Origin of the sequence: Alsobacter sp. KACC 23698 (assembly GCF_045348435.1) — a bacterium.
Lineage (GTDB): Bacteria > Pseudomonadota > Alphaproteobacteria > Rhizobiales > Beijerinckiaceae > Alsobacter.
In genome coordinates, this window is record NZ_CP157484.1 from 1,693,810 (window position 1) to 1,717,198 (window position 23,389).

Annotated in this window: 23 protein-coding genes; 12 read left to right on the forward strand and 11 right to left on the reverse strand. The window is 69.1% G+C overall.

From position 1 onward, the window contains the following. The first annotated feature begins 9 nt into the window (after positions 1–9). The 12 genes from pyrH (at position 10) to lpxB (ending at position 12,593) form a co-directional block, all read left to right on the forward strand. Positions 10–723: a UMP kinase gene (gene pyrH / locus ABEG18_RS07825; protein ID WP_406857512.1), complete on the forward strand. Its 714-nt coding sequence runs from the start codon at positions 10–12 to the stop codon at positions 721–723. Positions 724–825: 102 nt separating this feature from the next. Further along, positions 826–1,386: a ribosome recycling factor gene (frr, locus tag ABEG18_RS07830; RefSeq protein WP_406857513.1), complete on the forward strand. Its 561-nt coding sequence runs from the start codon at positions 826–828 to the stop codon at positions 1,384–1,386. A 24-nt stretch (positions 1,387–1,410) separates the two neighbouring features. Beyond that, positions 1,411–2,184, forward strand: a complete 774-nt coding sequence (locus ABEG18_RS07835) for an isoprenyl transferase (protein WP_406858563.1) — start codon at positions 1,411–1,413, stop codon at positions 2,182–2,184. Further along, positions 2,181–3,032: a phosphatidate cytidylyltransferase gene (locus tag ABEG18_RS07840; RefSeq protein WP_406857514.1), complete on the forward strand. Its 852-nt coding sequence runs from the start codon at positions 2,181–2,183 to the stop codon at positions 3,030–3,032. The genes ABEG18_RS07835 and ABEG18_RS07840 overlap by 4 nt, the downstream gene beginning before the upstream one ends. Position 3,033: 1 nt before the next feature. Beyond that, complete coding sequence (dxr, locus tag ABEG18_RS07845) at positions 3,034–4,215, forward strand: 1-deoxy-D-xylulose-5-phosphate reductoisomerase (RefSeq protein WP_406857515.1); 1,182 nt, start codon at positions 3,034–3,036, stop codon at positions 4,213–4,215. A 103-nt stretch (positions 4,216–4,318) separates the two neighbouring features. Continuing rightward, positions 4,319–5,467 carry an RIP metalloprotease RseP gene (gene rseP, locus ABEG18_RS07850; RefSeq protein ID WP_406857516.1) on the forward strand — a complete coding sequence of 383 codons (1,149 nt, stop codon included), beginning with the start codon at positions 4,319–4,321 and terminating at the stop codon, positions 5,465–5,467. 249 nt (positions 5,468–5,716) lie between these two features. Continuing rightward, the gene (gene bamA, locus ABEG18_RS07855) at positions 5,717–8,131 is read left to right on the forward strand and encodes an outer membrane protein assembly factor BamA (RefSeq protein WP_406857517.1); all 2,415 of its coding nucleotides are present in this window, start codon (positions 5,717–5,719) and stop codon (positions 8,129–8,131) included. Positions 8,132–8,183: 52 nt separating this feature from the next. Next, positions 8,184–9,254, forward strand: coding sequence for a UDP-3-O-(3-hydroxymyristoyl)glucosamine N-acyltransferase (gene lpxD / locus ABEG18_RS07860; RefSeq protein WP_406857518.1), 1,071 nt, complete (start codon positions 8,184–8,186; stop codon positions 9,252–9,254). Between the two features lie 51 nt (positions 9,255–9,305). Beyond that, complete coding sequence (fabZ, locus tag ABEG18_RS07865) at positions 9,306–9,770, forward strand: 3-hydroxyacyl-ACP dehydratase FabZ (RefSeq protein ID WP_406857519.1); 465 nt, start codon at positions 9,306–9,308, stop codon at positions 9,768–9,770. Next, on the forward strand, positions 9,767–10,576 hold the full coding sequence (gene lpxA, locus ABEG18_RS07870) for an acyl-ACP--UDP-N-acetylglucosamine O-acyltransferase (protein WP_406857520.1): 810 nt from the start codon (positions 9,767–9,769) through the stop codon (positions 10,574–10,576). The genes fabZ and lpxA overlap by 4 nt, the downstream gene beginning before the upstream one ends. Positions 10,577–10,578: 2 nt before the next feature. Further along, on the forward strand, positions 10,579–11,421 hold the full coding sequence (locus ABEG18_RS07875; protein ID WP_406857521.1) for an LpxI family protein: 843 nt from the start codon (positions 10,579–10,581) through the stop codon (positions 11,419–11,421). Beyond that, the gene (gene lpxB, locus ABEG18_RS07880) at positions 11,418–12,593 is read left to right on the forward strand and encodes a lipid-A-disaccharide synthase (RefSeq protein ID WP_406857522.1); all 1,176 of its coding nucleotides are present in this window, start codon (positions 11,418–11,420) and stop codon (positions 12,591–12,593) included. The genes ABEG18_RS07875 and lpxB overlap by 4 nt, the downstream gene beginning before the upstream one ends. On the opposite strand, the gene ABEG18_RS07885 is transcribed toward lpxB, so the two are convergent. The 11 genes from ABEG18_RS07885 to ABEG18_RS07935 form a co-directional block, all read right to left on the reverse strand. Next, positions 12,590–13,198, reverse strand: a complete 609-nt coding sequence (locus ABEG18_RS07885; RefSeq protein ID WP_406857523.1) for an aspartate/glutamate racemase family protein — start codon at positions 13,196–13,198, stop codon at positions 12,590–12,592. The two genes, lpxB and ABEG18_RS07885, sit on opposite strands and share 4 nt — an antisense overlap. A 62-nt stretch (positions 13,199–13,260) precedes the next feature. After that, positions 13,261–14,232 (reverse strand): ABC transporter ATP-binding protein, encoded by a 972-nt coding sequence (locus ABEG18_RS07890; RefSeq protein WP_406857524.1) that lies wholly within the window; start codon positions 14,230–14,232, stop codon positions 13,261–13,263. Next, complete coding sequence (locus ABEG18_RS07895) at positions 14,229–15,284, reverse strand: ABC transporter ATP-binding protein (protein WP_406857525.1); 1,056 nt, start codon at positions 15,282–15,284, stop codon at positions 14,229–14,231. Before ABEG18_RS07895 ends, ABEG18_RS07890 begins: the two co-directional genes overlap by 4 nt. Continuing rightward, on the reverse strand, positions 15,281–16,171 hold the full coding sequence (locus ABEG18_RS07900) for an ABC transporter permease (RefSeq protein WP_406858564.1): 891 nt from the start codon (positions 16,169–16,171) through the stop codon (positions 15,281–15,283). The genes ABEG18_RS07895 and ABEG18_RS07900 overlap by 4 nt, the downstream gene beginning before the upstream one ends. Positions 16,172–16,173: 2 nt before the next feature. After that, on the reverse strand, positions 16,174–17,127 hold the full coding sequence (locus tag ABEG18_RS07905) for an ABC transporter permease (RefSeq protein WP_406857526.1): 954 nt from the start codon (positions 17,125–17,127) through the stop codon (positions 16,174–16,176). Positions 17,128–17,212: 85 nt separating this feature from the next. Beyond that, positions 17,213–18,817 (reverse strand): ABC transporter substrate-binding protein, encoded by a 1,605-nt coding sequence (locus ABEG18_RS07910; RefSeq protein WP_406857527.1) that lies wholly within the window; start codon positions 18,815–18,817, stop codon positions 17,213–17,215. Positions 18,818–18,984: 167 nt separating this feature from the next. Further along, a complete protein-coding gene (locus ABEG18_RS07915) occupies positions 18,985–19,335 on the reverse strand; it encodes a RidA family protein (protein ID WP_406857528.1) in 351 nt (116 codons plus the stop codon). Positions 19,336–19,366: 31 nt separating this feature from the next. After that, complete coding sequence (locus ABEG18_RS07920) at positions 19,367–20,482, reverse strand: NAD(P)/FAD-dependent oxidoreductase (protein WP_406857529.1); 1,116 nt, start codon at positions 20,480–20,482, stop codon at positions 19,367–19,369. Next, a complete protein-coding gene (locus ABEG18_RS07925) occupies positions 20,479–21,936 on the reverse strand; it encodes an NAD(P)/FAD-dependent oxidoreductase (protein ID WP_406857530.1) in 1,458 nt (485 codons plus the stop codon). The genes ABEG18_RS07920 and ABEG18_RS07925 overlap by 4 nt, the downstream gene beginning before the upstream one ends. Beyond that, positions 21,933–22,271: a (2Fe-2S)-binding protein gene (locus tag ABEG18_RS07930; protein ID WP_406857531.1), complete on the reverse strand. Its 339-nt coding sequence runs from the start codon at positions 22,269–22,271 to the stop codon at positions 21,933–21,935. The genes ABEG18_RS07925 and ABEG18_RS07930 overlap by 4 nt, the downstream gene beginning before the upstream one ends. Continuing rightward, entirely contained in the window at positions 22,252–23,388 is a 1,137-nt protein-coding gene (locus ABEG18_RS07935; protein ID WP_406857532.1) for an NAD(P)/FAD-dependent oxidoreductase, read from the reverse strand. The genes ABEG18_RS07930 and ABEG18_RS07935 overlap by 20 nt, the downstream gene beginning before the upstream one ends. Position 23,389: the final 1 nt, after the last annotated feature.

Below are 23,389 nucleotides of genomic sequence, written 5' to 3' on the forward strand. Positions count from 1 at the left end.
AGCGTGCGCATGAGTGACGGCAAGCGGGTCTTGGTGAAGCTCTCGGGCGAGGCTTTGATCGCCGCAGACGGGTACTGGCTCAATCCGCAGACCCTCACCACGCTCGCCGCCGATCTGAAATCCGCCGTCGACGCCGGGTTCCGCATCGCCGTGGTGATCGGCGGGGGCAACGTCATCCGCGGCGCGAAGGTCGGGGCGGCGGGATGGATCGACCGCGCCACGGCGGACTCCATGGGCATGCTCGCCACGGTCATGAACTCCATCGCGCTGGAAAGCGCCCTGGAGGCGGCCGGGGCCTCGGCCCGCACCATGTCGGCGGTGGCCATGCCGTCCGTCTGCGAGACTTTCGCCAGGCAGCCGGCGCTGCATCATCTCGCAAAGGGCAGGGTGGTGGTGCTGGGAGGCGGCACCGGCAATCCGTTCTTCACCACCGACACTGCGGCGGTGCTGCGCGCCATCGAGCTGAACTGCGACGCCGTGCTGAAGGCCACCCAGGTGGACGGAGTATATTCGGCCGATCCGAAGACCCACCCGGAGGCCACCCGCTACGACGTCCTGACCCATGACCAGGCGATCCAGCAGGACCTGAAGGTGATGGACACGGCGGCATTCGCCCTCGCGCGTGAGAACCGCCTGCCGATCATCGTCGGCTCCGCGCACGGGCCGGGAGCCGTCACCGCCATCCTCACGGGCGCCGCGCCGGCGACCCGGGTGACGCCCTGACGGGGTGTCCCTTCGGTGACGCGTCTTGCGTCACCCCTTGAACCTGTCAGCCGGCGGGCGTAAGCCCATCGCAAACGGTGCAGCACGAATCCGGGTGTCACGATGAGTACACAATTCGATCTCGGCGATCTGAAACGTCGCATGGCCGGCGCCGTTCAGGCGTTCGGGAAGGATCTCGCCAGCCTGCGGACGGGCCGGGCCTCCCCCAATCTGCTCGATCCCATCCAGGTCGACGCCTATGGCTCGCCCACCCCGATCAGCCAGGTCGCGACCATCAACGTGCCCGAGCCCCGCATGCTCACCGTGCAGGTCTGGGACCGCAGCCTCGTCGGCGCGGTGGAGAAGGCGATCCGGGATTCCAATCTCGGCCTCAACCCGGCCACCGAAGGCCAGACCATGCGCATCCGCATTCCGGAGCTGAACGAGCAGCGCCGCAAGGAGATGGTCAAGGTCGCCCATAAATACGCCGAGGAGGCCCGCGTGGCCGCCCGCCATGTCCGCCGCGACGGCCTGGACCTGCTCAAGAAGCTGGAGAAGGACGGCCATGTCAGCAAGGACGACCTCGACCGCCAGTCCGACCAGGTGCAGAAGGTGACGGACCAGACCATCGCCGAGATCGACGCGGCTCTGGCGTCGAAGGAAAAGGAGATCATGCAGGTCTAGGCGGCCGGCATGAGCATCAGCCCCATGGCGCCCATCAGCAATCCGGGTCCTGAAGCGCTCGCCTCCCAGGCGGGCGGCGGCGCGCCGGCCCATGTGGCGATCATCATGGATGGGAACGGCCGCTGGGCGGCGGCGCGCGGGCTGCCCCGGTTCGAAGGGCACCGCCGTGGCGTCGAGGCCCTGCGCCGCACGGTGCGCAGCGCCATCGACCTCGGGATCCGATACCTCACGGTGTACAGCTTCTCGTCGGAGAACTGGCGCCGTCCGGCCCAGGAGGTCAGCGACCTCATGGGGCTCCTGAAGCGTTTCATCCGCAACGATCTCGCCGACCTGCATCGCAACCAGGTCCGCGTCAGGATCGCCGGCACGCGAGAGGGGCTGTCCGACGAGATCAAGTCGCTTCTGAGCGAGGCCGAAAGCCTGACGCGCGACAACGCCGGCCTGACGCTCGTGGTGGCGTTCAACTACGGATCCCGCCAGGAGATCGCCGAGGCCGCCGCCGCCCTGGCGCGCGACGTCGCAGCCGGCAAGATCGACGCCTCCGCGATCACGCCCGAGGCGCTCGCCGCCCGGCTCTACACCCACGGCGTGCCGGACCCGGACCTCGTGATCCGGACCTCCGGCGAGGTGAGGCTTTCCAACTTCCTGCTGTGGCAGGCCGCCTATTCGGAGTTCGTCTTCACGCCGGTGCTTTGGCCGGATTTCGACCGTGCTGCGCTCGAAAGCGCCATCGCCGAGTTCCACGCGCGCGATCGCCGCTTCGGCGGCGTGTCCGTCAGGGTGGGAGCCAGCGCTTGAGCGATCCTGCGCCCGAAGCGGTCAAGCCGCCCGCCGGGCCGTCGGAACTCACGCTGCGCGTCCTCTCCGGCGTCGTCATGGCGGTCCTGGCGATCGGGACGGCCTGGATCGACGGCTGGTCCTTCGGCCTGTTCTGGACCATGGCGTCGGTGCTGGTGCTGCGCGAGTGGTTGTCGCTGATCGGCCTCGGCGGAACGCGGATGACGATCTGCTGGACGGTCGGCGGACTGGCGATCGCCTTCGCCGGGACCATGGCGGAGGTCTCCGAGGCGCCGGAGCCGCGGGCCTGGGCGGTCGTCCTGGCCGGCGCGCTGCTCGTCGCCGCCCTGGCGCCGTCGCGCCGCGGCTGGGCCGCCGCGGGCGTGGTCTACGCGGCTGTGCTGGCGGTGGTCCCGATCGACCTCAGGGGCGACCCGTCCTTCGGCGTCGTGGCGATCTTCTGGATGTTCGCGGTGGTGTGGATCACCGACATCGCAGCCTATTTCGTCGGTCGCTCCGTGGGCGGCCCCAAGCTGTGGCCGCGCATCAGCCCCAAGAAGACCTGGTCCGGCTTCATCGGCGGCGTCGCCGGCGGAACGCTCGCGGGCCTGGCGGTGGTGCATGTCGCGCGCAACTCCTATGGCCTGGGCTGGACCTTCGGCGGCTTCGGGCTGGTGGCGCTGACCCTCGGCTCCGCCATCCTGTCCCAGGGCGGCGATCTCTTTGAATCGAGCATGAAGCGCCGGTTCGGCGCCAAGGATTCCAGTCATCTTATTCCCGGGCACGGTGGCGTGATGGACCGGCTCGACTCGTTCTGGGCGGTCAGCGTCGTGCTGGCCGTTCTCCTCTACGCCAGCCTGCCGGCCTGAGATGGCGACGCGGGTCAGCATCCTGGGCGCCACGGGATCGATCGGTCGCTCGACCGCCGACATCCTGTGCTCCAACCGCGATCGATTCGAAGTCGAGGCGGTCGCGGGAGGCCGCGACGCGGCGGCCCTGGCCGACATGGCGATCCGGCTCGGCGCCCGTTTCGCGGCGATTTCGGACGAGGCCGCGCTGCCCGCGTTGCGCGAGGCCCTGGCCGGGAGCGGCGTGGCCGCCGCGGCCGGCGAGGGCGCCGTGATGGAGGCCGCGCTGCGGCCGGCCGACATCGTCGTCGCCGCCATTGTCGGAGCGGCCGGCGTCAGGCCCACGCACGCGGCGGTCCAGGCCGGGCGCACGGTGGCGCTCGCCAACAAGGAATCGCTGGTCTGCGCCGGCTACGCCTTCATGCGCGACGCGCGGGAGGCCGGCGCCACGCTGCTGCCCATGGATTCCGAGCACAACGCCATCTTCCAGGCGCTGGGACGGCATCGGCCGGACGAGATCGAGCAGATGATCGTGACCGCGTCGGGCGGCCCGTTCCGGACCTGGCCGGCCGAACGGATCGCCGTCGCACGGCGCGAGGAGGCGCTCGCCCATCCCAACTGGTCCATGGGCGCCAAGATCACGATCGACTCAGCGTCGTTGATGAACAAAGGCCTGGAACTGATTGAGGCCCATCATATTTTTAGTGTCGCGCCTGAGGCTCTCGGGGTCGTTGTCCATCCCCAGTCGATCGTGCACGGGCTGGTGTCGTTCAGCGACGGAGCCGTGGTGGCGGGGCTCGCCGTCCCGGACATGCGCGTCCCGATCGCGCATTGCCTCGGCTTTCCGGATCGCCTGGGCACGTCCGCCCGCCGCCTCGACCTCGCCGCCATCGCCCGGCTCGATTTCGAGAAGCCGGACCTTGTCCGGTTTCCGGCCCTGAGGCTTGCGATCGAAGCGCTGCGGGCGGGGGCGGGAGCGCCGACGGTGCTGAACGCCGCCAACGAGATCGCCGTGGAGGCGTTCCTGGCGGGCGCGATCCGGTTCGGCGACATGGCGACGCTCACGGAAACGATCCTGCAGCGCTTCGGCGACGCTCGCGAATCGGGCGTCACCGAGAGCGTCGAGGCGGCGCTGGCGTTGGACGCCGAAGTGCGCGCGGCGACCGCATCCGTGATGTCCACAGCCTGGAAATCGACGTATTAACCATCTATTCACCATTCGGCGACGCCGATCGCAGATCGGCTTACATTCACGGTGATCCGCGTCGGGCCCGGTGTTCGGGCGAAGACCATCTCGAGGTTATCCCATGAATCTGATTGAGGCGCTGACCGGATGGGCCGGGTCCCTGGGCGGCTATATCGTTCCGTTCCTTTTCGTGCTCGTCATCGTCATTTTCATTCATGAGTTCGGCCACTTCATCGTGGGCCGCTGGTGCGGCATCAAGGTCCAGGCTTTCTCGATCGGTTTCGGCCCCGAGCTTCTGGGGTACACCGACGGTCGCGGCACGCGCTGGAAGCTGTGCGCCATTCCGCTGGGCGGATACGTCAAGTTCTTCGGCGATTCCGGCGCGGCGAGCACCCCGGACGGGTCAGCCCTCCGCCAGATGACGCCGGCCGAAAAGGCCGTGAGCTTTCACTATCAGCCGGTCTGGAAGCGCGCGGCCGTGGTCGCGGCCGGCCCGCTCGCCAACTTCATCCTGGCGATCGTGGTGTTCACGGTCATGAACCTCGCCTACGGGCGCCAGGTGGTGGTCCCGCGCATTTTCCAGGTGGTCGAGGGCAGCGCCGCCCAGCGCGCGGGCCTGGTCGACAACGACCTGGTCCTGTCCATCAACGGACAGCCGATCGACAGCTTCGGCGACATGCAGCGCCTGATCTCCACCTCGCCCGGCTCGACCCTGGCGATCGTGGTCGAGCGCGGCGGCAAGGAGCTGACCGTTCGGGCCACGCCCGAGTTGAAGGAGATCACCACGCCCTTCGGCAAGCAGCGGCTCGGCATCCTGGGCGTCCAGGGCTCCCGCGACCCGGCCGACGTGAAGGTGGAGAAGCTGGGCTTCGTGGCGTCCCTGAAAGGCGGCGTCAGCGAGACGTGGTTCATCGTGGACCGCACGGGCGCTTATATCGGCGGCCTGTTCGCCGGAACCGAGAGCACCGACCAGCTGTCGGGGCCGATTCGCATCGCGCAGGTCTCGGGCCAGGTGGCGACTGCGGGAATCGTGGCGCTCCTCAACCTGGCGGCGATTCTCTCCGTCTCCATCGGCCTGATCAATCTGGTGCCCGTGCCCTTGCTGGACGGCGGCCACCTGATGTTCTACGCCTTCGAGGCGGTTCGCGGCCGTCCGCTCAGCGAACGCACGCAGGAATTCGGCTTCAGGGTGGGCCTTGCGCTGGTGGTGATGCTGATGCTCTTCACCACCTTCAATGACGTGCTGCACCTCGTCGGATCGCGGGGCTGACAGCCCCGGGGACGTCCTCCGTCCATGCTCGAAATCGGCTCGGCCGCGCCCGCGAGGGCGTGGCCGTTGCTCATTAACCATGTGCTAAGTGTCATCATCGCCACGCGAACCTGGATTCGGCGGCAACGGCGCTTTCACCGTTTGCAGCGCCGCCGAAAGTTGGTAGATGCGACGGGTAGCTTCGGGAATTTCGGTCGGGCCCTGCGGGTTCGGACGGGAATGGTAAAAGAAATAAGGGCGGGTTACTCGATGGCTTTCGAGACTGGCGGATTGCGGCGCAGGTCGCGCGCGCTCCAGCAGACGGCGGTGAGCATCGCCCTGGTCGTCGCGATGGGGGCTCCGGCCTTCGCGCAGAGCGTCGTGGTTCAAGGCAATCGCCGCGTCGATGCGGAGACCATCCGGTCCTATGTGAATGGCCAGTCTCCGGACCAGGCCCGCCAGGACCTGATGCAGACGGGCCTTTTCTCCAGCGTGAACGTGTCCCGGCGCGGATCGCAGACGGTGGTCGCCGTCCGTGAGAACGAGGTCGTCAACCGCGTCGTCTTCGAAGGCAACAAGAAGCTCAAGAGCGACGCTCTCACCCAGGAAGTCCAGACCAAGGCCCGCGGGCCGTTCAGTCAGGCCACCGTCGAAGCGGACGTGCAGCGCCTGAAGGAAATCTACAGCCGCGGCGGCCGCAGCCTCGCCTCTGTGTCCTCGCGCATCGTCCCGCTGGACAATGGCCGCGTCGACGTCGTCTACACCATCAACGAGGGTGACAAGACCGGCGTGAAGGCGATCGAGTTCGTGGGCAACCGCGCCTATGGATCGGGCCGTCTGCGCGACCAGATGACCACGACGGAGAGCAACTTCCTGTCCTGGCTCAAGACCTCCGACGTCTATGATCCCGACAAGATCCAGTCCGACCTCGAACTCGTGCGCCGCTTCTATCTGAAGCATGGCTACGCCGATTTCCGCGTCGTCGGGACCGACGTCCAGTTCGACCAGGCCGCGGGCGGCTATCGCATCACCGTGACGGTGGACGAGGGCCAGCAGTACCGGGTCGGCGCCGTGGGCGTCGAATCCAAGATCGCCGACGTGGATCCCGAGCGCCTGCGCCGGCTGGTCCGCTCCTCGGCCGGCGACGTCTACAACGCCGAGGACGTCGAGAAGACCCTTCAGTCGATCACGACCGAGGTTGCGAGCCGCGGCTACGCCTTTTCGCAGGTTCGTCCCCGCGGCGACCGCGACCCGAATACGGCCACGATCAACCTCAGCTACGTCGTCGAGGAAGGTCCCCGCGTCTATATCGAGCGCATCAACATTCGCGGCAACACCCGCACGCGCGACTACGTGGTCCGCCGCGAGTTCGACGTGGGCGAGGGCGACGCCTACAACAAGGTGCTGATGGACAAGGCGGAGCGCCGCCTGAACAATCTCGGCTATTTCAAGAAGGTCCGGATCTCCAACGAGCCCGGCTCCACCCCCGACCGCGTCATCGTGAACGTGGATGTCGAGGATCAGCCCACGGGCGCCTTCGCCATCTCGGGCGGCTATTCCACCTCGGACGGCTTCATCGCCGAACTCTCGGTCACCGAGACGAACTTCCTGGGCCGCGGCCAGTATGTGAAGGCGTCGGTGTCGAACGGGCAGTACGCCAAGGGCGTGGAGTTCTCGTTCACCGAGCCTTACTTCCTTGATCGCCGCATGGCGGTCGGCTTCGATCTCTTCGCCAAGCAGAGCGACAACACCCGGTACTCCTACTACGAGAACCGCATGACGGGCGGCACCATCCGCCTCGGCCTGCCGCTGACCGAAGAAACGAGCCTGCTGTTCCGGTATTCGCTCTACCAGCAGAAGATCAAGATCCCGAACACCTACAGCAAGCCGTTCAACGACTGCTTCTATCCGCTTCCCGGCCTGACCAACCCGGTTTACTCGCTGAACCCGCTCGATCCCGGCAACTGCCTGGCGAATGGAGAGGCGTCGCTGGCCCTCAAGGAGGCGGCCGGTTCGTACCTGACTTCGGCCGTTGGATACACGGTCAACTACAACACGTTGGACAACAACAAGAACCCGCGTTCGGGCTTCTACGGCGAGGTGAAGCAGGACTTCGCCGGCCTCGGCGGCGACTCGCGCTGGGTTCGCACCACCGGCGAGGCTCGCTACTACCGCGAGTTGTCCGACGACTTCGTCGGCCTGCTGAAGGTCCAGGGCGGCAACATCTTCGGCAAGGACCTGCGCATCACGGACCAGTTCTTCCTGGGCCCGAGCCTCGTGCGCGGCTTCGCTCCGTCGGGCATCGGTCCGCGCGACGCGTCCGACCCGAAGAACAACGCGCTCGGCGGCACGACCTATTTCGGCGGGTCCGCCGAGGTGCAGTTCCCGATCTTCGGCCTGCCGCGCGAGCTGGGCTTCAAGGGCGCGGTCTTTGCCGACGCCGGCACGCTGTTCGGCTACAAGGGCAAGACCAACTTCGCGGGCCTGATCCCGCCGACCGCGGTCGCCGGGTATCCGACCACGATCAACGTGATCGACGATCACCAGATCCGTTCGTCGGTGGGCGGCAGCTTGCTTTGGCAGTCGCCGCTCGGCCCGATTCGCTTCGACTTGGCCTATCCGATCTCGAAGGCCAAGGACGACAGAACCCAGATCTTCCGCTTCTCAGGCGGCACGAGCTTCTGATGACGGACGGCTCCGGACCACAGTGGTCCGGAGTCCGCCCGTCGGAGATGTGATGACAGACCCCGTCTTCTTCCGGCTCGCGACCGCGATCACGCTGACCGAGATCGCGGCCTTGACCGGCGCGGTCCTTCCCGCCGATGCGGACGGCTCCTTGACGATCGAGGCCGTCTCGCCGCTGGACAGCGCTTCGCCCGGCGACCTCGTCTTCCTCGACAATCCCCGCTATGTCGGCGACCTGGAGTCGACGCGCGCGCGCGCCTGCCTCGTCGCCGCCAAATACGCCGCCAAGGTCCCGTCCGGCTGCATCGCCCTGGTGACGCCGCAGCCCTACCGGGCCTGCGCCCTGGTCACGGCGAAGCTGTTTCCCGAGGCCATGCGTCCCGGCTCCACCTTCGGCGGCCGCGGGATTTCGCCCGGCGCCTTCGTTCACCCCGAAGCCCGGCTGGAGCCTGGCGTCACGGTGGATCCAGGCGCCGTGATCGGGCCCGGCGCCGAGATCGGGGCTGGAACGGTGATCGGCGCCAATGTGGTGATTGGTCCGCAGGTGCGGATCGGCCGCCAGGGCGCGGTGGGCCCGAACGCCTCCATTGTGCACGCCCTGATCGGCGACCGCGTGATCATCCACGCCGGCGTGCGGATCGGACAGGATGGTTTCGGCTTCGCCATGGGCCCGCAGGGGCACCTCAAGGTGCCGCAGATCGGTCGCGTGATCGTCCAGAACGACGTCGAGATCGGCGCCAACACGACCATCGACCGCGGGGCCAACCGCGACACTGTCGTGGGCGAGGGCACCAAGATCGATAATCTCGTGCAGATCGGCCACAACGTGGTGATCGGCCGCCACTGCGTGATCGTCGCGCAGGTCGGCATCTCCGGCAGCACGACCCTGGGGGACTTCGCCGTGCTGGGCGGCCAGGTCGGCGTCGTCGGTCACGTCCATATCGGGACGGGAGCCCAGATCGCAGGCTCCAGCAGCATCGCCGAGAACGTGCCTGCGGGCGCGCGCTGGGGCGGCACGCCGGCCAAGCCGATCCGGCAGTGGTTCCGGGAGTTGACGGTCCTCAGCAATCTTGCGAAGCCGAAAGGCGGGGCCGTCGATCCTCCGGCCGAGCCCAGGGACTGATCCGCGGAGGCGACGAGCGTCGCCGCCGATTAAGACGACGAGGCTTTGCCGATGACCGAGACGGAGACGACGACTCTGGGGTCCGCAGACATCATGCGTGTCATGGACCTGCTGCCGCATCGCTATCCGTTCCTCCTCGTCGACCGGATCGTCGAGATGAACGGCGACGAAAGCTGCATCGGCATCAAGAACGTCACGATCAACGAACCGCAATTCGCCGGTCACTTCCCGACCCGCCCGGTGATGCCAGGCGTCATGCTGATCGAGGGCATGGCGCAGACAGCCGGCGCCCTGTGCGTCAGCGCCAAGCTGGGCGCGTCGCGGCCGAAGCTCGTCTACTTCATGACCATCGACAAAGTGAAGTTCCGCAAGCCCGTGGAGCCCGGCGACGTGGTCGAGTACCACATGTCCAAGCTGCGCCAGCGCGCCAACATGTGGTGGTATCGCGGCGAGGCCAAGGTGGCCGGCAAGGTGGTCGCCGAAGCCGAGCTTAGCGCCATGCTGGTCACCGAGTGACCGCCATGGCCCACATTCATCCGACCGCCATCATCGAGCCCGGCGCGGAATTGGGCGCCGACGTCCGGGTCGGGCCGTTCTGCATGGTTGGCTCGCAGGTGCGCCTGGGCGACGGCTCGGAGCTCATCAGCCATGTCGTCCTGGCCGGCCGCACCACCATTGGCCCGCGGGCGCGCATCTTCCCCTTCGCCTCCATCGGCCACCAGCCGCAGGACCTCAAATATCACGGCGAGCCGTCCACGCTGACGATCGGATCGGACTGCATGATCCGCGAGAGCGTGACCATGAATCCCGGCACCGAGGGAGGCGGCCTGCAGACCGTCGTGGGGGACCGTTGCGTGTTCCTCACCGGCTCCCACGTCGCGCATGACTGCAAGGTCGGCGACAACGTCATCTTCTCCAACAACGTCATGCTGGCCGGTCACTGCACGGTGCAGGACTTCGCCATCATCGGCGGCGGCGCGGCCGTCCACCAATATTGCCGCATCGGCGCTCACGCCTTCATCGGCGGCCTATCGGGCGTGGAGAACGACGTCATCCCCTACGGCATCGCACTCGGAAATCGGGCGCATCTCGCGGGGCTGAACATCGTCGGGCTGAAACGCCGCGGCTTCTCGCGCGAGACCATCCACGACATCCGCAAGGCGTACCGCCTGCTCTTCGCCGACGAAGGCACGTTGCAGGAGCGGGTCGAGGACGTGGCCAACAGCTTCGAGGACCACGGGGTCGTGCATGAAATCCTCGATTTCATCCGCGCGGGCGGAAGCCGGTCCATCTGTACGCCGCGCGACGCCCACGAGGGCTGACCGTGGCCGAACCGCACCGGCCCGTGGCGATCGTGGCCGGAGGCGGCGCTTTCCCGGCCGAGGTCGCCCGGGCGGCGCGGCAGGCGGGCAGGCCGGTCCGGGTGATCGGACTGCGCGGCTTTTCGCCGAGATCCGTCGACGGTGAGCGTGTGCCGCTCGTCGACATGCTGGATCCGCGCCGGCTGCTCTCGCTGCTGAAAGAGATCGGACCCGACTGCGTCGTGCTCGCCGGCTCCGTCACCCGGCCCGGGCCGTCCGCCATCGCTTCGGTCTACTCGGCTTTCCGCAACCGCGAGGAACTGGCGCGCGTGCTCTCCAGCGGCGACGACCGGCTCCTGCGCGGCGCCGTCGCCCTGGTGGAGGATGCAGGCTTTCGGGTCGTCGGCGCCCAGGAGATCGCCCCGTCGCTGCTGGCGCCGCAGGGCGTTCTCACGGCCGCCGCCCCGGGAAGCGGCCATCGGCGCGACATCGAGCTCGCCTTCGAGCTGTTGGCCGCGACGGGGCGCTTCGACATCGGACAGGGCGTGGTGGTGAGCGGCGGCCGCGTCCTCGCCGTCGAAGGACCGGAGGGCACGGACGCGATGCTGGATCGCGTCGCCGGCCTGGTGCGGTCCAGGCGCGTGCGTCTCGACGGCCAGGGTGGCGTGCTCGTGAAGCGGCCGAAGCCGGAGCAGGATCTGCGCGTCGACATGCCGGCCATCGGGCCGCGCACCATCGCCCGGCTCAGGAAGGCCGCGTTATCGGGCGTCGCCGTGGCGGCGGGCGGCGTCGTCATCGTGGATCGGGAGAGTGTCGTCCGCGCCGCCGACAAGGCCGGGCTGTTCGTGGTGGGCGAACGGACATGAGCGATTCGCCGCCCCTGAAAGTCGCCATGGTGGTGGGGGAGCACTCGGGCGATCAGCTCGGCTTCAAGGTCATGCGCGCCCTCAAGGAGCGGCTCGGCTCGGACGGGGTCGCTTTCTCCGGCGTCGGCGGCGAGGCGATGGAGGCGGAGGGCCTGCACAGCCTGTTCCCGCTGGCCGACATCGCCGTGATGGGCATCTTGCCGGTGATCGCCCGCCTGCCGACGATCGTCCGGCGCGTGCATGCGACGGTGGACGCCGTGCTGGCCGCGCGTCCCGACGTGCTGGTCATCATCGACAGTCCGGATTTCACCCATGCGGTGGCCAAGCGGGTCAGGCGCAAGGCGCCCGGGCTGCCCGTCGTCGACTATGTCAGCCCCAGCGTCTGGGCGTGGCGCCCCGGCCGCGCCCGCGCCATGCGGGCCTATGTGGACCATGTGCTGGCCCTTCTGCCTTTCGAACCCGACGCGCATCGGCGCCTGGGCGGGCCGGACTGCACCTATGTCGGCCATCCGTTGATCGAGCGCCTGGACGAATTGCGGCCTACGCCCGCGGAGGCCGCCCGCCGGGCGCAGTCGCCTCCGATCCTGCTTGTCCTGCCGGGCAGCCGGCGCTCCGAAATCGCGCGGCTGCTGCAGCCTTTCGGGGAGGCCCTGGCCCTCCTGGCGCAGCGGGGTCTCGCCTTCGAGGCGGTCCTGCCTGCCGTCTCCCATCTGGCGGACACCATCAGGGCGGCCGTTGCGCCCTGGCCGGTCCAGCCCCGGATCGTGCTGGGCGAAACGGCGAAATACGAGGCGTTCCGCACCGCGCGGGCCGCCCTGGCGGCCTCCGGGACCGTGACGCTGGAGCTCGCATTGTCAGGCGTGCCCATGGTGGTGGCGTATCGTGTGTCCCGTCTCGAGGAGCAGTTGAAGCACCTCATCAACGCGCCCTCGATCGTGTTGCCGAACCTCATCCTGGAGGACAACGCCGTCCCGGAGCTGCTGCAGCGCGACAGCGCCCCGGACCGGCTCGCCGACGCGCTGGCGCCGCTTCTGGGCGATACGAACGCCCGAAGGGCCCAGCAGGCGGCGTTCGGCCGGCTCGACGCGCTGATGACGCTTCCCGACGGCGATGCGCCGAGCCGCCGCGCCGCGCAGGTGATCCTAGACGCCGTCGCGGCGCGCCGGCGCTAGCCGGGCCGGCCGGCTTCGACGCGCTGCATCGCGAGCCGCACCGCTTCCGGGATGGGCTCGACGATGGGCACGGGCACGCGCTCGCGGATGGCGCGCGCCGCGGTCGCCAGCGGTCCACCGCCGATGATGATCGAACGCACGCTCCCATCCGCCGCCACCCGGCAGGCGAGATCGAGCGCTTCGAGCAATTGGTCCGGCCGGCTCATCAGCAAAGCGGGATCGCCCGGGGTCAGCACGGTCCCGGCGTAGCGCTCGGGCCAGGGCCCGGATGCGTTCATGAAGTCGATGGAGGCGAGCAGGTCCGGCGTGGTCGTCACGATGGCGTAGCGGCCGAGCGACGACGCGGCCAGCATGGCGGCCTCCCCGATCCCGACCACGGGCGTGGGCGCCAGGGCCGCTTGCAGCGCGGCGCGACCCGGGTCGCCGAAGGCTGCGACCAGCACGGCGTCCGGCCGCAGGGCCGCGATGGCGTCCCGCATCGACGCCACCACGGCGGCCGCGGCTGCGAGGTCCCGCTCCGTCGTGATGAGGTTCGGGCCCCGGGGCGCCGTGAGAGCGACGATCTCGACGCCGTCCCCGGCCGCCTCGGCCGCGATCGCCGCCATGGCCGCGGTCGTCGCCGCGCTGGAATTCGGATTCGCCAGGACGATGCGCAGCCGCCCCGGCCTCACACGAGTTCGCCCGACCGGATGCAGGCGGCCGCATGCCCCGCGGCGACCGCGGCCAGGGGCGGCGCCGCCGCCCGGCAGTCCGGCAGCGCGAGAGCGCAGCGCGGCGCGAAGGCGCAGCCGGGCGGCAGCGCCGACAGGTCCGGCGGCGAGCCGGGGATGGTGTCGAGCCGGTCGCCCTTGGCAGCCCGCTCCACCCGGGACGCAAGCAGGCCGCGCGTATAGGGGTGGCGCGGCGCGCGCATGACGTCCCTGACCGAGCCGCTCTCGACGACGCGGCCCGCATACATCACCGAGATGCTGTCGGCGATTTCGACCGCCACCCCGATGTCGTGCGTGACGAAAATGATGCTGAGGCCGAGCTCGCGCTGCAGCTCGCGCAGCAGAAGCAGGATTTGGATCTGCACCGTGGCGTCGAGCGCCGTCGTGGGTTCGTCGGCCAGGAGGACGCTGGGCCGGCAGGCCAAAGCGAGGGCGATCATGGCGCGCTGGCGCATGCCGCCGGACATCTCATGCGGATAGGCGTCGAGGCGCCTGTCCGGGGACGGGATCCGCACGCGCTCGAACAGCGACAGCGCGCGCGCCCGAGCGTCGGCCGCGGAGATCGCCTCGTGCCGGCGGATCGCCTCGATGATTTGCTGGCCCACGGTGTAGACAGGATCCAGCGCCAGCATCGGCTCCTGGAAGATCATCGAGACCGTGCCGCCGCGAAAGTCGGCGAGATCGTCGCGCGACAGGGCCAGCACGTCCCGGCCCGCAACCCGGATCGCGCCGGTGACGCGCGTCCGCTTCGGGGCGTGGAGCCGCAACAGCGAGCGAAGCGTCACGCTCTTGCCCGAGCCCGACTCCCCCAGCAGCGCCATCACCTGGCCCTGCGGCAGCGCGAGCGAAACGCCGTCCACGGCCCGGACGTCGCCGCGCCCGCTCTGGAAGGTGACGGTGAGGTTCTCGATCTCGACGGCGTGGCTCATGCGGCCGCCCCCGCCCGAGAGGGCGCGCGGCTATGGCCCGAACCGGGGAGCGCCATCAGGCAGGCGGCGGCCTGGGCGTCCGCGATCGCCGCGAGGGGCGGCTGCGTCGATGAGCAGACAGGCTCGGCGAAGCCGCAGCGCGTATGGAAGCGGCAGCCGCTCGGCGGGTCGATCGGGTTGGGCGGATCGCCGGTCAGCGGCGCCTCCAGCGTTCGGGCGTCCGGGTCCATCTTGGGCATGGACGCGAGCAGGGCCGCCGTATACGGGTGCGCGGGCGCGCTGAAGACCGCGTCGCCCGACCCGATCTCGGCCACCTTGCCCAGATACATCACCATGACGCGGTCGACCATGAAGCGCACGACGTTGAGGTCGTGCGAGATGAAGACGTAGGTCAGGCCGAACTCGGCCTTCAGGTCCTGCAGCAGGTTGAGCACCTGCGCCTCGACCGACTTGTCGAGGGCCGACACGGCCTCGTCCAGGATCACGAGCCGCGGCTCCAGGGCGAGCGCCCGGGCGATGTTCACGCGCTGCCTCTGTCCGCCGGAGAGTTCATGCGGATAGCGCCCGGCGAAGCGGACCGGCTCGAGGCCGACCCGCGCCAGCAGGTCGTGCGCGCGTCGCCTCGCCGCGTCCTCCGGCACGCCATGCACGCGCGGGCCGAAGGAGATCGAGTCCTCGATGGTCAGGCGCGGGTTGAGGGAGGCGTAGCTGTCCTGAAACACCATCTGGACCTGCCGGCGATAGGCCGTCAGGTCGAGATCGGCGCCCACCTTCTCGCCATCGAAGATCATCTCGCCGCGATCGGGGCGGATCAGCTGCATCAGGAGGCGCGCCGTGGTGGACTTTCCGCAGCCGCTCTCGCCGACGACGCCGAGCGTCTCGCCCTTGAGAATGTCGAAACTGACGTCGTCCACGGCGCGGACCAGCGCGCCGCGTCCGAACAGCCCTTTTCCCTTGACCGGGAAGTGCTTCACCAGCCCGTTGACGGAGAGCAGCGGCTGGGCGGGCCCGCCGCGGTCGCGGGCGTCAGGTCCGTCGACGGACATGCTCATGATTTCACGTCCATGGCGGAGCGCAGGCCGTCCGAGACCATGTTGAAGGCGATCGAGGTGATGAAGATCATTCCGCCCGGCAGCGCCGCGACGAGCGGCTGGTTGTAGATGGCCGTCCGCAGGGTGTTCAGCATCAGTCCCCACTCGGGCTCCGGAGGTCGAACGCCGAGCCCCAGGAAAGACAGGCCCGAGGCCAGGATCATGGACACGGAGACGAGGCTCGTGGCGTAGACGAAGATGGGGCCGAGCACGTTGCCGAGGACATGCACGCGGATGATCGTCCACGCATGGGCGCCTGATGCCCGGGCCGCGTCGATGTAGTCCAGGGAGCGCACCTGCGTGGTGACGCTCTCCGCCACGCGCGCGATGGGCGGCACGAAGACCAGCGTCAGCGACACCAGCGCGTTGGTGAGGCCGGCGCCCAGCGCCCCCGACAGGGCGACGGCGAGGAGCACCGACGGAAAGGCGTAGAAGACGTCGACGGTGCGCATGATCAGCGTGTTGGTGAGCCCGCCCGCGAAGCCGGCCACGATGCCGAGAAAGGATCCGATCACGAAGGCGACCGGGACGGGCGTAACGCCCATCAGCAGCGACAGGCGCCCGCCATGGATGAGGCGCGACAGCATGTCCCGGCCGAGTTCGTCAGCGCCGAGCGGGTAGCCCGGCGTGCCGATCGGCTTCAACCGCCTTAGCATGGAGCCCTTGGAGGGGTCCGCCGGCGCGAGATAGGGGGCGAAGACCGCGATCAGCACCAGCGCTACGATCACGGCCAGCGCCACCATCGCGACCGGGTCGCGCGACAGGCGGCGCAGGACGCCGCTCCAGTATCCGGGAGAGCGGATGACGGCGTCCGCCGCCGGAGGAGAGGGGGCCGCGGCGAGGCTCATGCTCATGATCGTTGCACCCGGGGGTCGATGGCGGTCTGCAGGATGTCGACGGCCAGGTTGAGCATCACGAAGAAGAGGGCCAGAACCAGGATGGTGCCCTGCAGGAGAGGCAGGTCGCGCTGGAAGATGGCCGCGTTCAGGAGGAATCCGGTGCCCGGCCAGGAGAACACCGTCTCGATCAGGATGGAGCCGCCCAGCAGGTAGCCGAGCTGCAGGCCCATGACGGCGAAGGCCGTCGGCGCGGCGTTCTTCATCACGTGCCGGAACACGCCGCGTTCGGTCAGGCCCTTGGCGGTGAGCGCCTGGACGAACTCCTGGTTCAGGATCTCGCCCACCAGCGCCTTGACCGTCCGGGCGATGATCCCCATCGGGATCACCGACATGGTGACGGCCGGGAGCACCAGGAACCGCAGATACTCCCAATCGAAGGAGCGGCTGGCGGATCCGCCGGGACCGCCGCCCGTCGCCGGGAACCATCCCAGCTGCACGGAGAAGATGATCACCAGCACCATGCCCAGCCAATAATGCGGAACGCTGACGCCCAGCACGGAGACCAGCGACGCGACCCGGTCGATCCAGCCGCCCCGGAAATAGCCGGCGATGACGCCCAGCAGGGTTCCGAACACGAAGCCGATGCAGGTCGCCGCGGCGGCGAGCGCCAGCGAGTTTTTCACCGCATTGATCACTTCGCTCGCCACCGGCCTGCCGGTCGCGATCGAGGAGCCGAGATCACCCATGACGACGCGCGAGATCCACAGCCCGTATTGGACGGGCAGGGGCTTGTCGAAGCCGTAGAGCGTGCGCATCTGCGCCTGCAGCTCGGCCGTCGCGTCGACCGGCAACACGGCGGTCAGAGGGTCGCCGGGCGTGATGTGGACCAGGAGGAAGCACACCAGGCTCACGCCCAAGGCTACCGGGATGACGTAGATGACGCGCTTGATCGCATAGAGCAGCATCGTTTGCCTCGGGGGACGCCAGGGCGGCCCCGGCGCCGATCCGGCGATGTGCGGAGACGGGCGCCGGGTCTTGCGAGCGGCTCGGCTACTTGGCCATCGTGATCGGCGAGAAGTCCTGGAACCAGTTCTGGGCCTGCACGAAGCCTTGCACCTTCTTGCTCATGGCGCGCGGATTCACGTCATGCGTGACCATGAGGAAAAGGGCGTCGTCGACGTATTTCTCGTGGATCTTCTGCAGGATCGCGGTCTGCTCCTTCGGGTCGAAGCTGTTGCGGACCTGGTCGAGGAGCTTGTCCATCTCCGGGTCGCAGTAGTAGCCCCAATTGGTCCCGGTCGGCGGCGCGAGATTGCACTGCAGATGGCGGATGAGCCCCGTGAAGGGATCCTGGATGAAGTAGGTGTAGTTCATCCCGGTCGCGCCGCGGGCGCTCTCGTGCTTGGCGCCGGCGCGCCAGATGTTGATGAGCGTATTCCACTCGACGACTTCGAAGTCGATCTTGATGCCGATTTCGGCCAGGTTCTGCTGCACGAACTCGTTCATCGGCAGCGGCTGCATCTGGCCGGATCCGGAGGCCGAGATCAGGATCTTGGTCTTCAGCGGCTTGTCGGGGCCGTAGCCGGCCTCGGCCATCAGCTTCTTGGCGGCGGCCACGTCGTGGCTGAGCTTGAAGCTCGGCTTGCCGAACCACTGGTGGCCGGGCGGGAAGAAGCCTTCGGCCGGGATCATGAGGCCGCTCAGAAGCTCCTTCAGGCCTTCGCGGTCGATGGCCAGATTGGCCGCCTTGCGCACGCGGACATCGTTCCAGGGAGATCCTTCGACGCGCGACAGGTGCCAGGTCCAGTTGTGCGGATAGGCGTTCGTCACGATGGTGAAGCTCGCCTGCTTCAGCGACGGCACGGCGTCCGGCGGAGGCGCCTCGATCCAGTCCACCTGGCCCGACCGGAGGGCGGCGACCCGCGCGTTCGCTTCCGGCAGCGGCAGCAGGACCATCCGGTCGAGCTTGGGCACGCGCGCCTTGTCCCAGTATTCCGCGTTGGGAACCATCTCGACCCGCTCGCGCGGCACGAAGGCGACGATCTTCCACGGGCCGGTGCCGGACGGCGCCTTCGCGACCGCGTCCCAGCTCTTGCCCTGCTTCTCCCAGTTGGCGGGAGACGACATCATGATCCAGGCCAGCTGGTAGGGCAGGGTGGCGTCAGGCGTCTTCGTCGTAACCTCGAGCGTCAGCGGGTCGATCGCCTTGTAGGACGCCACAGCCGGGATGCGCGACCGGCCCTGCGCCGACTGGCGCGGGTCGAATTGCGGCGCCTCTTTGACGAGCAGCTTGTCCAGGTTCCACACGACGGCGTCGGCCGTGAATGCGGAGCCGTCGTGGAATTTCACGCCGTCGCGCAGCTTGAAGACCCACTTGGTCTTGTCGGCGGGGTCGACCGCCCATGAGGTCGCCAGGCCGGGCACGAGGTCGGACGCCTTGGTGGCGCTGCTCAGGTCCCAATTGACCAGCGCGTCATAGGCCGTGAACCCGAGAAAGCGCTGCCCCTCGCCGCCATTGTCGGTCTGGCCGGTCGTGAGCGGGATGTCGGATGCGGTCATACCGATCCGCAGCGTGCCCTGCGCCAGGGCGGGACCCGAAACGCCGAGGAACAGGCCCAATGCCGTGATGCGTCCGGCCAGCTTCAATCGTGTCATGGGTCGCGGTCTCCAACCATCTGAGACCGCACATTTCGCAAGATCCGGGCCAGAGCTCCGCAGGCCGGCTGGCGAGCCGCGCGGAGCGTCGCCGCCGAAAGGCGCCTAAAGAAGAGGCGGTTCTTCCCGGGGGCAAGCTCCAAACGCAGTCATGCGGATCGGACCGATCAGCCGCTGGCGGCCGTGACCACGATCTCGATGAGCGCGCCGCCTCCGAGGTCGGCGACTCCCACGGTCGCGCGCACGGGCAGGTTCTCGGGCGCAAGCCAGGCGGTCCAGGCGGCGTCCATCTCCTTCTTCTTCGTCAGGTCCGTGACGAAGATCGTGGCGGCGACGAGCTTGGTCTTGTCCGTCCCGGCTTCCGCGAGATAGCCGTCGAGCTTCGCCAGGATCTGCTCGGTCTGGCCGGCCATGGAGGCGGTGGTGTCGTCGGCGATCGTGCCGCCGACGAAAACGAGGCCGTTGGCCTGCACGACCCGGTGCATGATGGGCGTGCGAATGGAGCGGGCGATGGTCATGGATGACGTCCTTGTCTTGGGGGGGAAAGCGTCAGGCCTGGAAGCGCTGGATGCGCAGGCCGTCGATCGGCACATTGGTCGAACCGGTGGCGACCAGCTCGGCCATGACGGCTCCCGCGCCTGGCCCGAGCTGGAACCCATGCGCGGAGAAGCCGAACTGGTGGAAGAGGCCGTCATGCCTGGCGCTCGGGCCGAACACCGGGAGATCGTCGCTCATGCGCGCCTCGATGCCGGCCCAGGCCCGCACGATGGTGGCCGAGCGCATGATCGGGAACAGCTCCCACACGGTCCTGGCGCTTTGAGCCAGCTTCGCCCAATCGAGCTCCGTGCGGTTCTCGTCGGGAAACGCTCGCCCGAGATGCCCGCCGCCGATCAGCACCGTGCCGTTGGCGAACTGCTTGAAGGACAACTTGCGGCCACGCAGGATGACGACGGGCCGGATGAAGGGCTCCACACGTCCGGTGATCATCAGCATCGGGGCGATCGCCTCGACCGGCACGGGCTCGCCAAGGCTCTCGGCGAGGCGGCCCGCCCACGCGCCCGCCGCGTTGACCACCTTCGGCGCGACGATCGCGCCGTCCGGGGTCTCGACGACCCATCGCCCGCCGTCCGCCCGCACGCCCGTCACCCGCACGCCTTCGCGCAGGTCCACGCCGAGCGACACCGCCTTGCGCTTGAACGCCTGGGTGGCGCGGAACGGGATGGCCGCGCCGTCCTGGCGGGACACCACGCCGCCCGGGCAGCTCTCGGCGATCGCCGGGGCCAGCCGGCGCAGCTCATCGCCGTCGATCATCTCCTCATGCGTGAAGCCGCGCAGCCTGAGGTCTTCGACCCGCTTGCGATAGGCGGCGAGTTCCTCCTCGGTCTCGGCGACCAGGATCTGCCCGTCGCTGACGAAGCCGCAGTCGTCGTCCACGAGGTCCGCCACGCGACGCCAGATCGCCATCGAGTGAAGGGAGAGCGGGATCTCCGCCACGTGCCGGGCCAACTGGCGGACCCCGCCGGCGTTGACGCCCGAGGCGTGGCGGCCGGCGTGATCTTTCTCCAGGAGCACGACGCTCATGCCGCGCAGCGCGCAATGCAGCGCGGTGGAGCATCCGTGGATGCCGGCGCCGATGATGACGACGTCGGCGGCGGTGCGGCTCACCGGCAGACCGCCTTCACGGCGGCGTCGGTCTTCGGCAGATTGGCGAGCTCGCCCAGCGTCACCGGCTTAACGGGCGGCCGCAGGCGGTAGTAGCCGACCTCCGCCGGCGAAACGCCGCGCTCCTGTGCGATGATCTCCGTCACCGTGGGCCCGCACAGGCGGCCCTGGCAGGGACCCATGCCGCAGCGCAGGAAGGTCTTCATCTGGTTGGGTCCCTGCACGCCGAGCGTGCGCGTCGCCTCGCGCAGCTGGCCGGCCGTGACCTCCTCGCACCGGCACACGATCGTGTCGGCGTCCTGGGGCGCGAGGAAGGCCGCCGCCGGCCGGTAGAGCACGTCCAGGAAGCGGCGGCCGCGCATCGCTTTGGCGAGCGCCGCCCGCACCGGCGCAGCGCGCCGGTCCCGCTCGCCCTGGTCGATGCGGCCCATTCGACGCGCGGCCTCATAGGCCGCGATCTCGCCGCGCAGGGCGGCGCTCTCGGCCCCCCCGACGCCTGCTCCGTCGCCGGCGATCGAGACGCCGGGCACGCTGGCGCTGAACCAGTCGTCCAGCTTCGGCGTCCAGCAATGCTGCTGCGCGTCCCAGGCCTGCTCGCAGCCGACGGCGCTCGTCATGTTGACGTTGGGGATCACGCCCTGGTGCAGCAGCAGCACGTCGCAGGGGATGGTCTCGCGAGCGCCGCCGCGCTCGACGACGACGTGCCGGACGCGGCTTTCGCCCTCGGCGCGCAGGCCGGTGACGCCGCCGAGGAACCGCAGCCTGCGGCGGGCCGTCAGCATCAGCTTGAGGCCCTTCGCCAGATAGGGCGACAGAAGGAAGTCCGGCAGCGCGGCGGCCGCAGCCGCCATGTTGGCCCGCTCAGTCGTGTCGAGCACGGCTACGATGTCGGCTCCGGCCGCCTGGAGCTGCGAGGCCAGGAGGTAGAGCAGGGGGCCGCAGCCCGCCAGCACGACCCGGCCGTCCGGGACGACGCCCGACGTCTTGAGCGCGATCTGCGCCGCGCCGGCCGTCATGACCCCGGGCAAGGTCCAGCCCGGGATCGGCATCGGACGCTCCAGCGCGCCGGTCGCCAGGATGACGTGGCGCGCTTCGACGAGGCGCGCTTGGCCGCCGGCCGAAACGCCGATCTCGAACCCCTCGCCGGAGGGCAGGTCCGTCCGGCCGACGGTCCACACGGTGGCGGCGGCGGCGTAGTCCGCGGCGCTGCGCTCGAAACGCTCGACCACGTCCCGGCCGCGCCAGTAGTCGTCGCCCAGCACGTCGCGGCGCTGCACGGGCGTGGTGGTGACGCCGCGATAGATCTGGCCGCCGGGGGTAGGGTTCTCGTCGGCCAGAAGGGCCGCAAGGCCGAGTTCGCTGGCCGCCGCGGCGGCGGCGAGGCCCGCCGGGCCCGCGCCGACCACGACGAGGTCGTAATGGTTCTGGAGAGCGGAGACGTCGCCGATGCGGTTCATGCGCCGATCTCCGCGCTGCGAGCCTCGCCGGAGGCCTCGACCTGGCGGGGCCCTCGCTGGGTCTCGATGATCATGCCTTCGGCGAGCGGGACGAGGCAGCCCTGCCGGTTGCCGACCCCGTCGATGACGACGAGGCACTCGAAGCAGACGCCCATCATGCAATAGGGGCCGCGGGGCGCCCCGGACACGGGGGTCAGGCGGTTCGCCGCCACGCCGTTGCACAGCAGCGCCGCCGCGACCGTGTCGCCGGCGCGCGCCGTCATCGGCGCGCCGTCGAAGGTGAAGCTCAACCGAGCGCCCGCGGGCGCGCCGGAATCACGCATGGGCCGGAACATGGAATCTCCGTGCGGTGAAGGGACTGACGGCCTCGGGCAGGGCTCCGGCCAGAATGGCCGGCGCCAGCGTCAGGACGTGGTTGGCGGCGAGCGTGACGCCCGAATGGCAGGTGGTCACGAAGGCGCCGGGATGGGCGGTCGACTGTTCGTAGATCGGGAAACCGTCCGGGCTCATGACCCGCAGCGCCGACCATGTCCGCACGACGTTGAGGCCCGCCAGGCGCGGGAACATGCGGACAGCGCGCTCGGCCATCAGGGACACGATCGGCTGCGTCACGACGGTGTCGAATCCGAGGTCTTCCTGGCTGTCGCCGATCATGACGCCGCCCTCGTCGGTCTGGCGGACGGTGACCATCGGATGGTGCAGGAAGGGCGCGGTCTTCTCGGTGACGATCACCTGCCCCTTGCTGGGCTTCACCGGCGCATGCAGCCCCACCATGGGCGCCAGCCGGGCGTTGTCGAGGCCGGCGGCCAGCACGATCCTGGGCGCCTGGATCTCCCCCCAAGGCCCGAAGACGCGAAAGCCGCTCGCCTCGGGCGTGATGCGGTCGACCGGGCGGCCGGGCCTATAGTCCACGCCGCGCCGCTGCATGGCCTCGTGAAGGGCGCGAAACAGCCGCAGCGAGTTCACGTGGCCGTCAACAGGGCTGAAGATGGAGCCCGCCACGTCCTTGCCAATGTCGGGCAGCCGGCGCTTCGTCTCGGCGTGGTCGAGCACCTCGTAGCCGTATTCGACCATGTTGATCTGGTTGTGCAGCCGGGTCATGCCGTCGACCCGCTGCTGCAACTCCGCCTCCGAAAGGCACAAGGTGAAGCCGCCCGGCTGGCTGTGGGCCACGTCGACGCCGGTCTCCTCCTGCAGGATCCGGGCGAGGTCACGCCAGCCATCCGCCGAGCGCTTCGACCACGCGGCGTATTCGGGCATGCCCATGCCCTTCGACTGGACCCACACGAGCGCGAAATTGCTCCGCGACGCCCGGAAGGCGACGTCGCCTTCGTCCAGGACGCAGACCCGCGCGCCGGCGCGCGCCAGGCCGAACGCCATGGCCCCGCCGACGAGGCCGCCGCCGACGACGACGACGTCGGGCTCAGGCGTAGATGTGCTTTCTTGCGACACG

What these genes read in the sequence shown, in the direction of transcription:
- pyrH (WP_406857512.1), top strand. Translation starts at nt 10, where the DNA reads ATGAGTGACGGCAAGCGGGTCTTGGTGAAGCTCTCGGGCGAGGCTTTG.
- frr (WP_406857513.1), top strand. Translation starts at nt 826, where the DNA reads ATGAGTACACAATTCGATCTCGGCGATCTGAAACGTCGCATGGCCGGC.
- ABEG18_RS07835 (WP_406858563.1), top strand. Translation starts at nt 1,411, where the DNA reads ATGGCGCCCATCAGCAATCCGGGTCCTGAAGCGCTCGCCTCCCAGGCG.
- dxr (WP_406857515.1), top strand. Translation starts at nt 3,034, where the DNA reads ATGGCGACGCGGGTCAGCATCCTGGGCGCCACGGGATCGATCGGTCGC.
- rseP (WP_406857516.1), top strand. Translation starts at nt 4,319, where the DNA reads ATGAATCTGATTGAGGCGCTGACCGGATGGGCCGGGTCCCTGGGCGGC.
- bamA (WP_406857517.1), top strand. Translation starts at nt 5,717, where the DNA reads ATGGCTTTCGAGACTGGCGGATTGCGGCGCAGGTCGCGCGCGCTCCAG.
- lpxD (WP_406857518.1), top strand. Translation starts at nt 8,184, where the DNA reads ATGACAGACCCCGTCTTCTTCCGGCTCGCGACCGCGATCACGCTGACC.
- fabZ (WP_406857519.1), top strand. Translation starts at nt 9,306, where the DNA reads ATGACCGAGACGGAGACGACGACTCTGGGGTCCGCAGACATCATGCGT.
- lpxB (WP_406857522.1), top strand. Translation starts at nt 11,418, where the DNA reads ATGAGCGATTCGCCGCCCCTGAAAGTCGCCATGGTGGTGGGGGAGCAC.
- ABEG18_RS07885 (WP_406857523.1), bottom strand. Translation starts at nt 13,198, where the DNA reads ATGGCGGCGATCGCGGCCGAGGCGGCCGGGGACGGCGTCGAGATCGTC.
- ABEG18_RS07890 (WP_406857524.1), bottom strand. Translation starts at nt 14,232, where the DNA reads ATGAGCCACGCCGTCGAGATCGAGAACCTCACCGTCACCTTCCAGAGC.
- ABEG18_RS07895 (WP_406857525.1), bottom strand. Translation starts at nt 15,284, where the DNA reads ATGAGCATGTCCGTCGACGGACCTGACGCCCGCGACCGCGGCGGGCCC.
- ABEG18_RS07900 (WP_406858564.1), bottom strand. Translation starts at nt 16,171, where the DNA reads ATGAGCCTCGCCGCGGCCCCCTCTCCTCCGGCGGCGGACGCCGTCATC.
- ABEG18_RS07905 (WP_406857526.1), bottom strand. Translation starts at nt 17,127, where the DNA reads ATGCTGCTCTATGCGATCAAGCGCGTCATCTACGTCATCCCGGTAGCC.
- ABEG18_RS07910 (WP_406857527.1), bottom strand. Translation starts at nt 18,817, where the DNA reads ATGACACGATTGAAGCTGGCCGGACGCATCACGGCATTGGGCCTGTTC.
- ABEG18_RS07915 (WP_406857528.1), bottom strand. Translation starts at nt 19,335, where the DNA reads ATGACCATCGCCCGCTCCATTCGCACGCCCATCATGCACCGGGTCGTG.
- ABEG18_RS07925 (WP_406857530.1), bottom strand. Translation starts at nt 21,936, where the DNA reads ATGAACCGCATCGGCGACGTCTCCGCTCTCCAGAACCATTACGACCTC.
- ABEG18_RS07930 (WP_406857531.1), bottom strand. Translation starts at nt 22,271, where the DNA reads ATGTTCCGGCCCATGCGTGATTCCGGCGCGCCCGCGGGCGCTCGGTTG.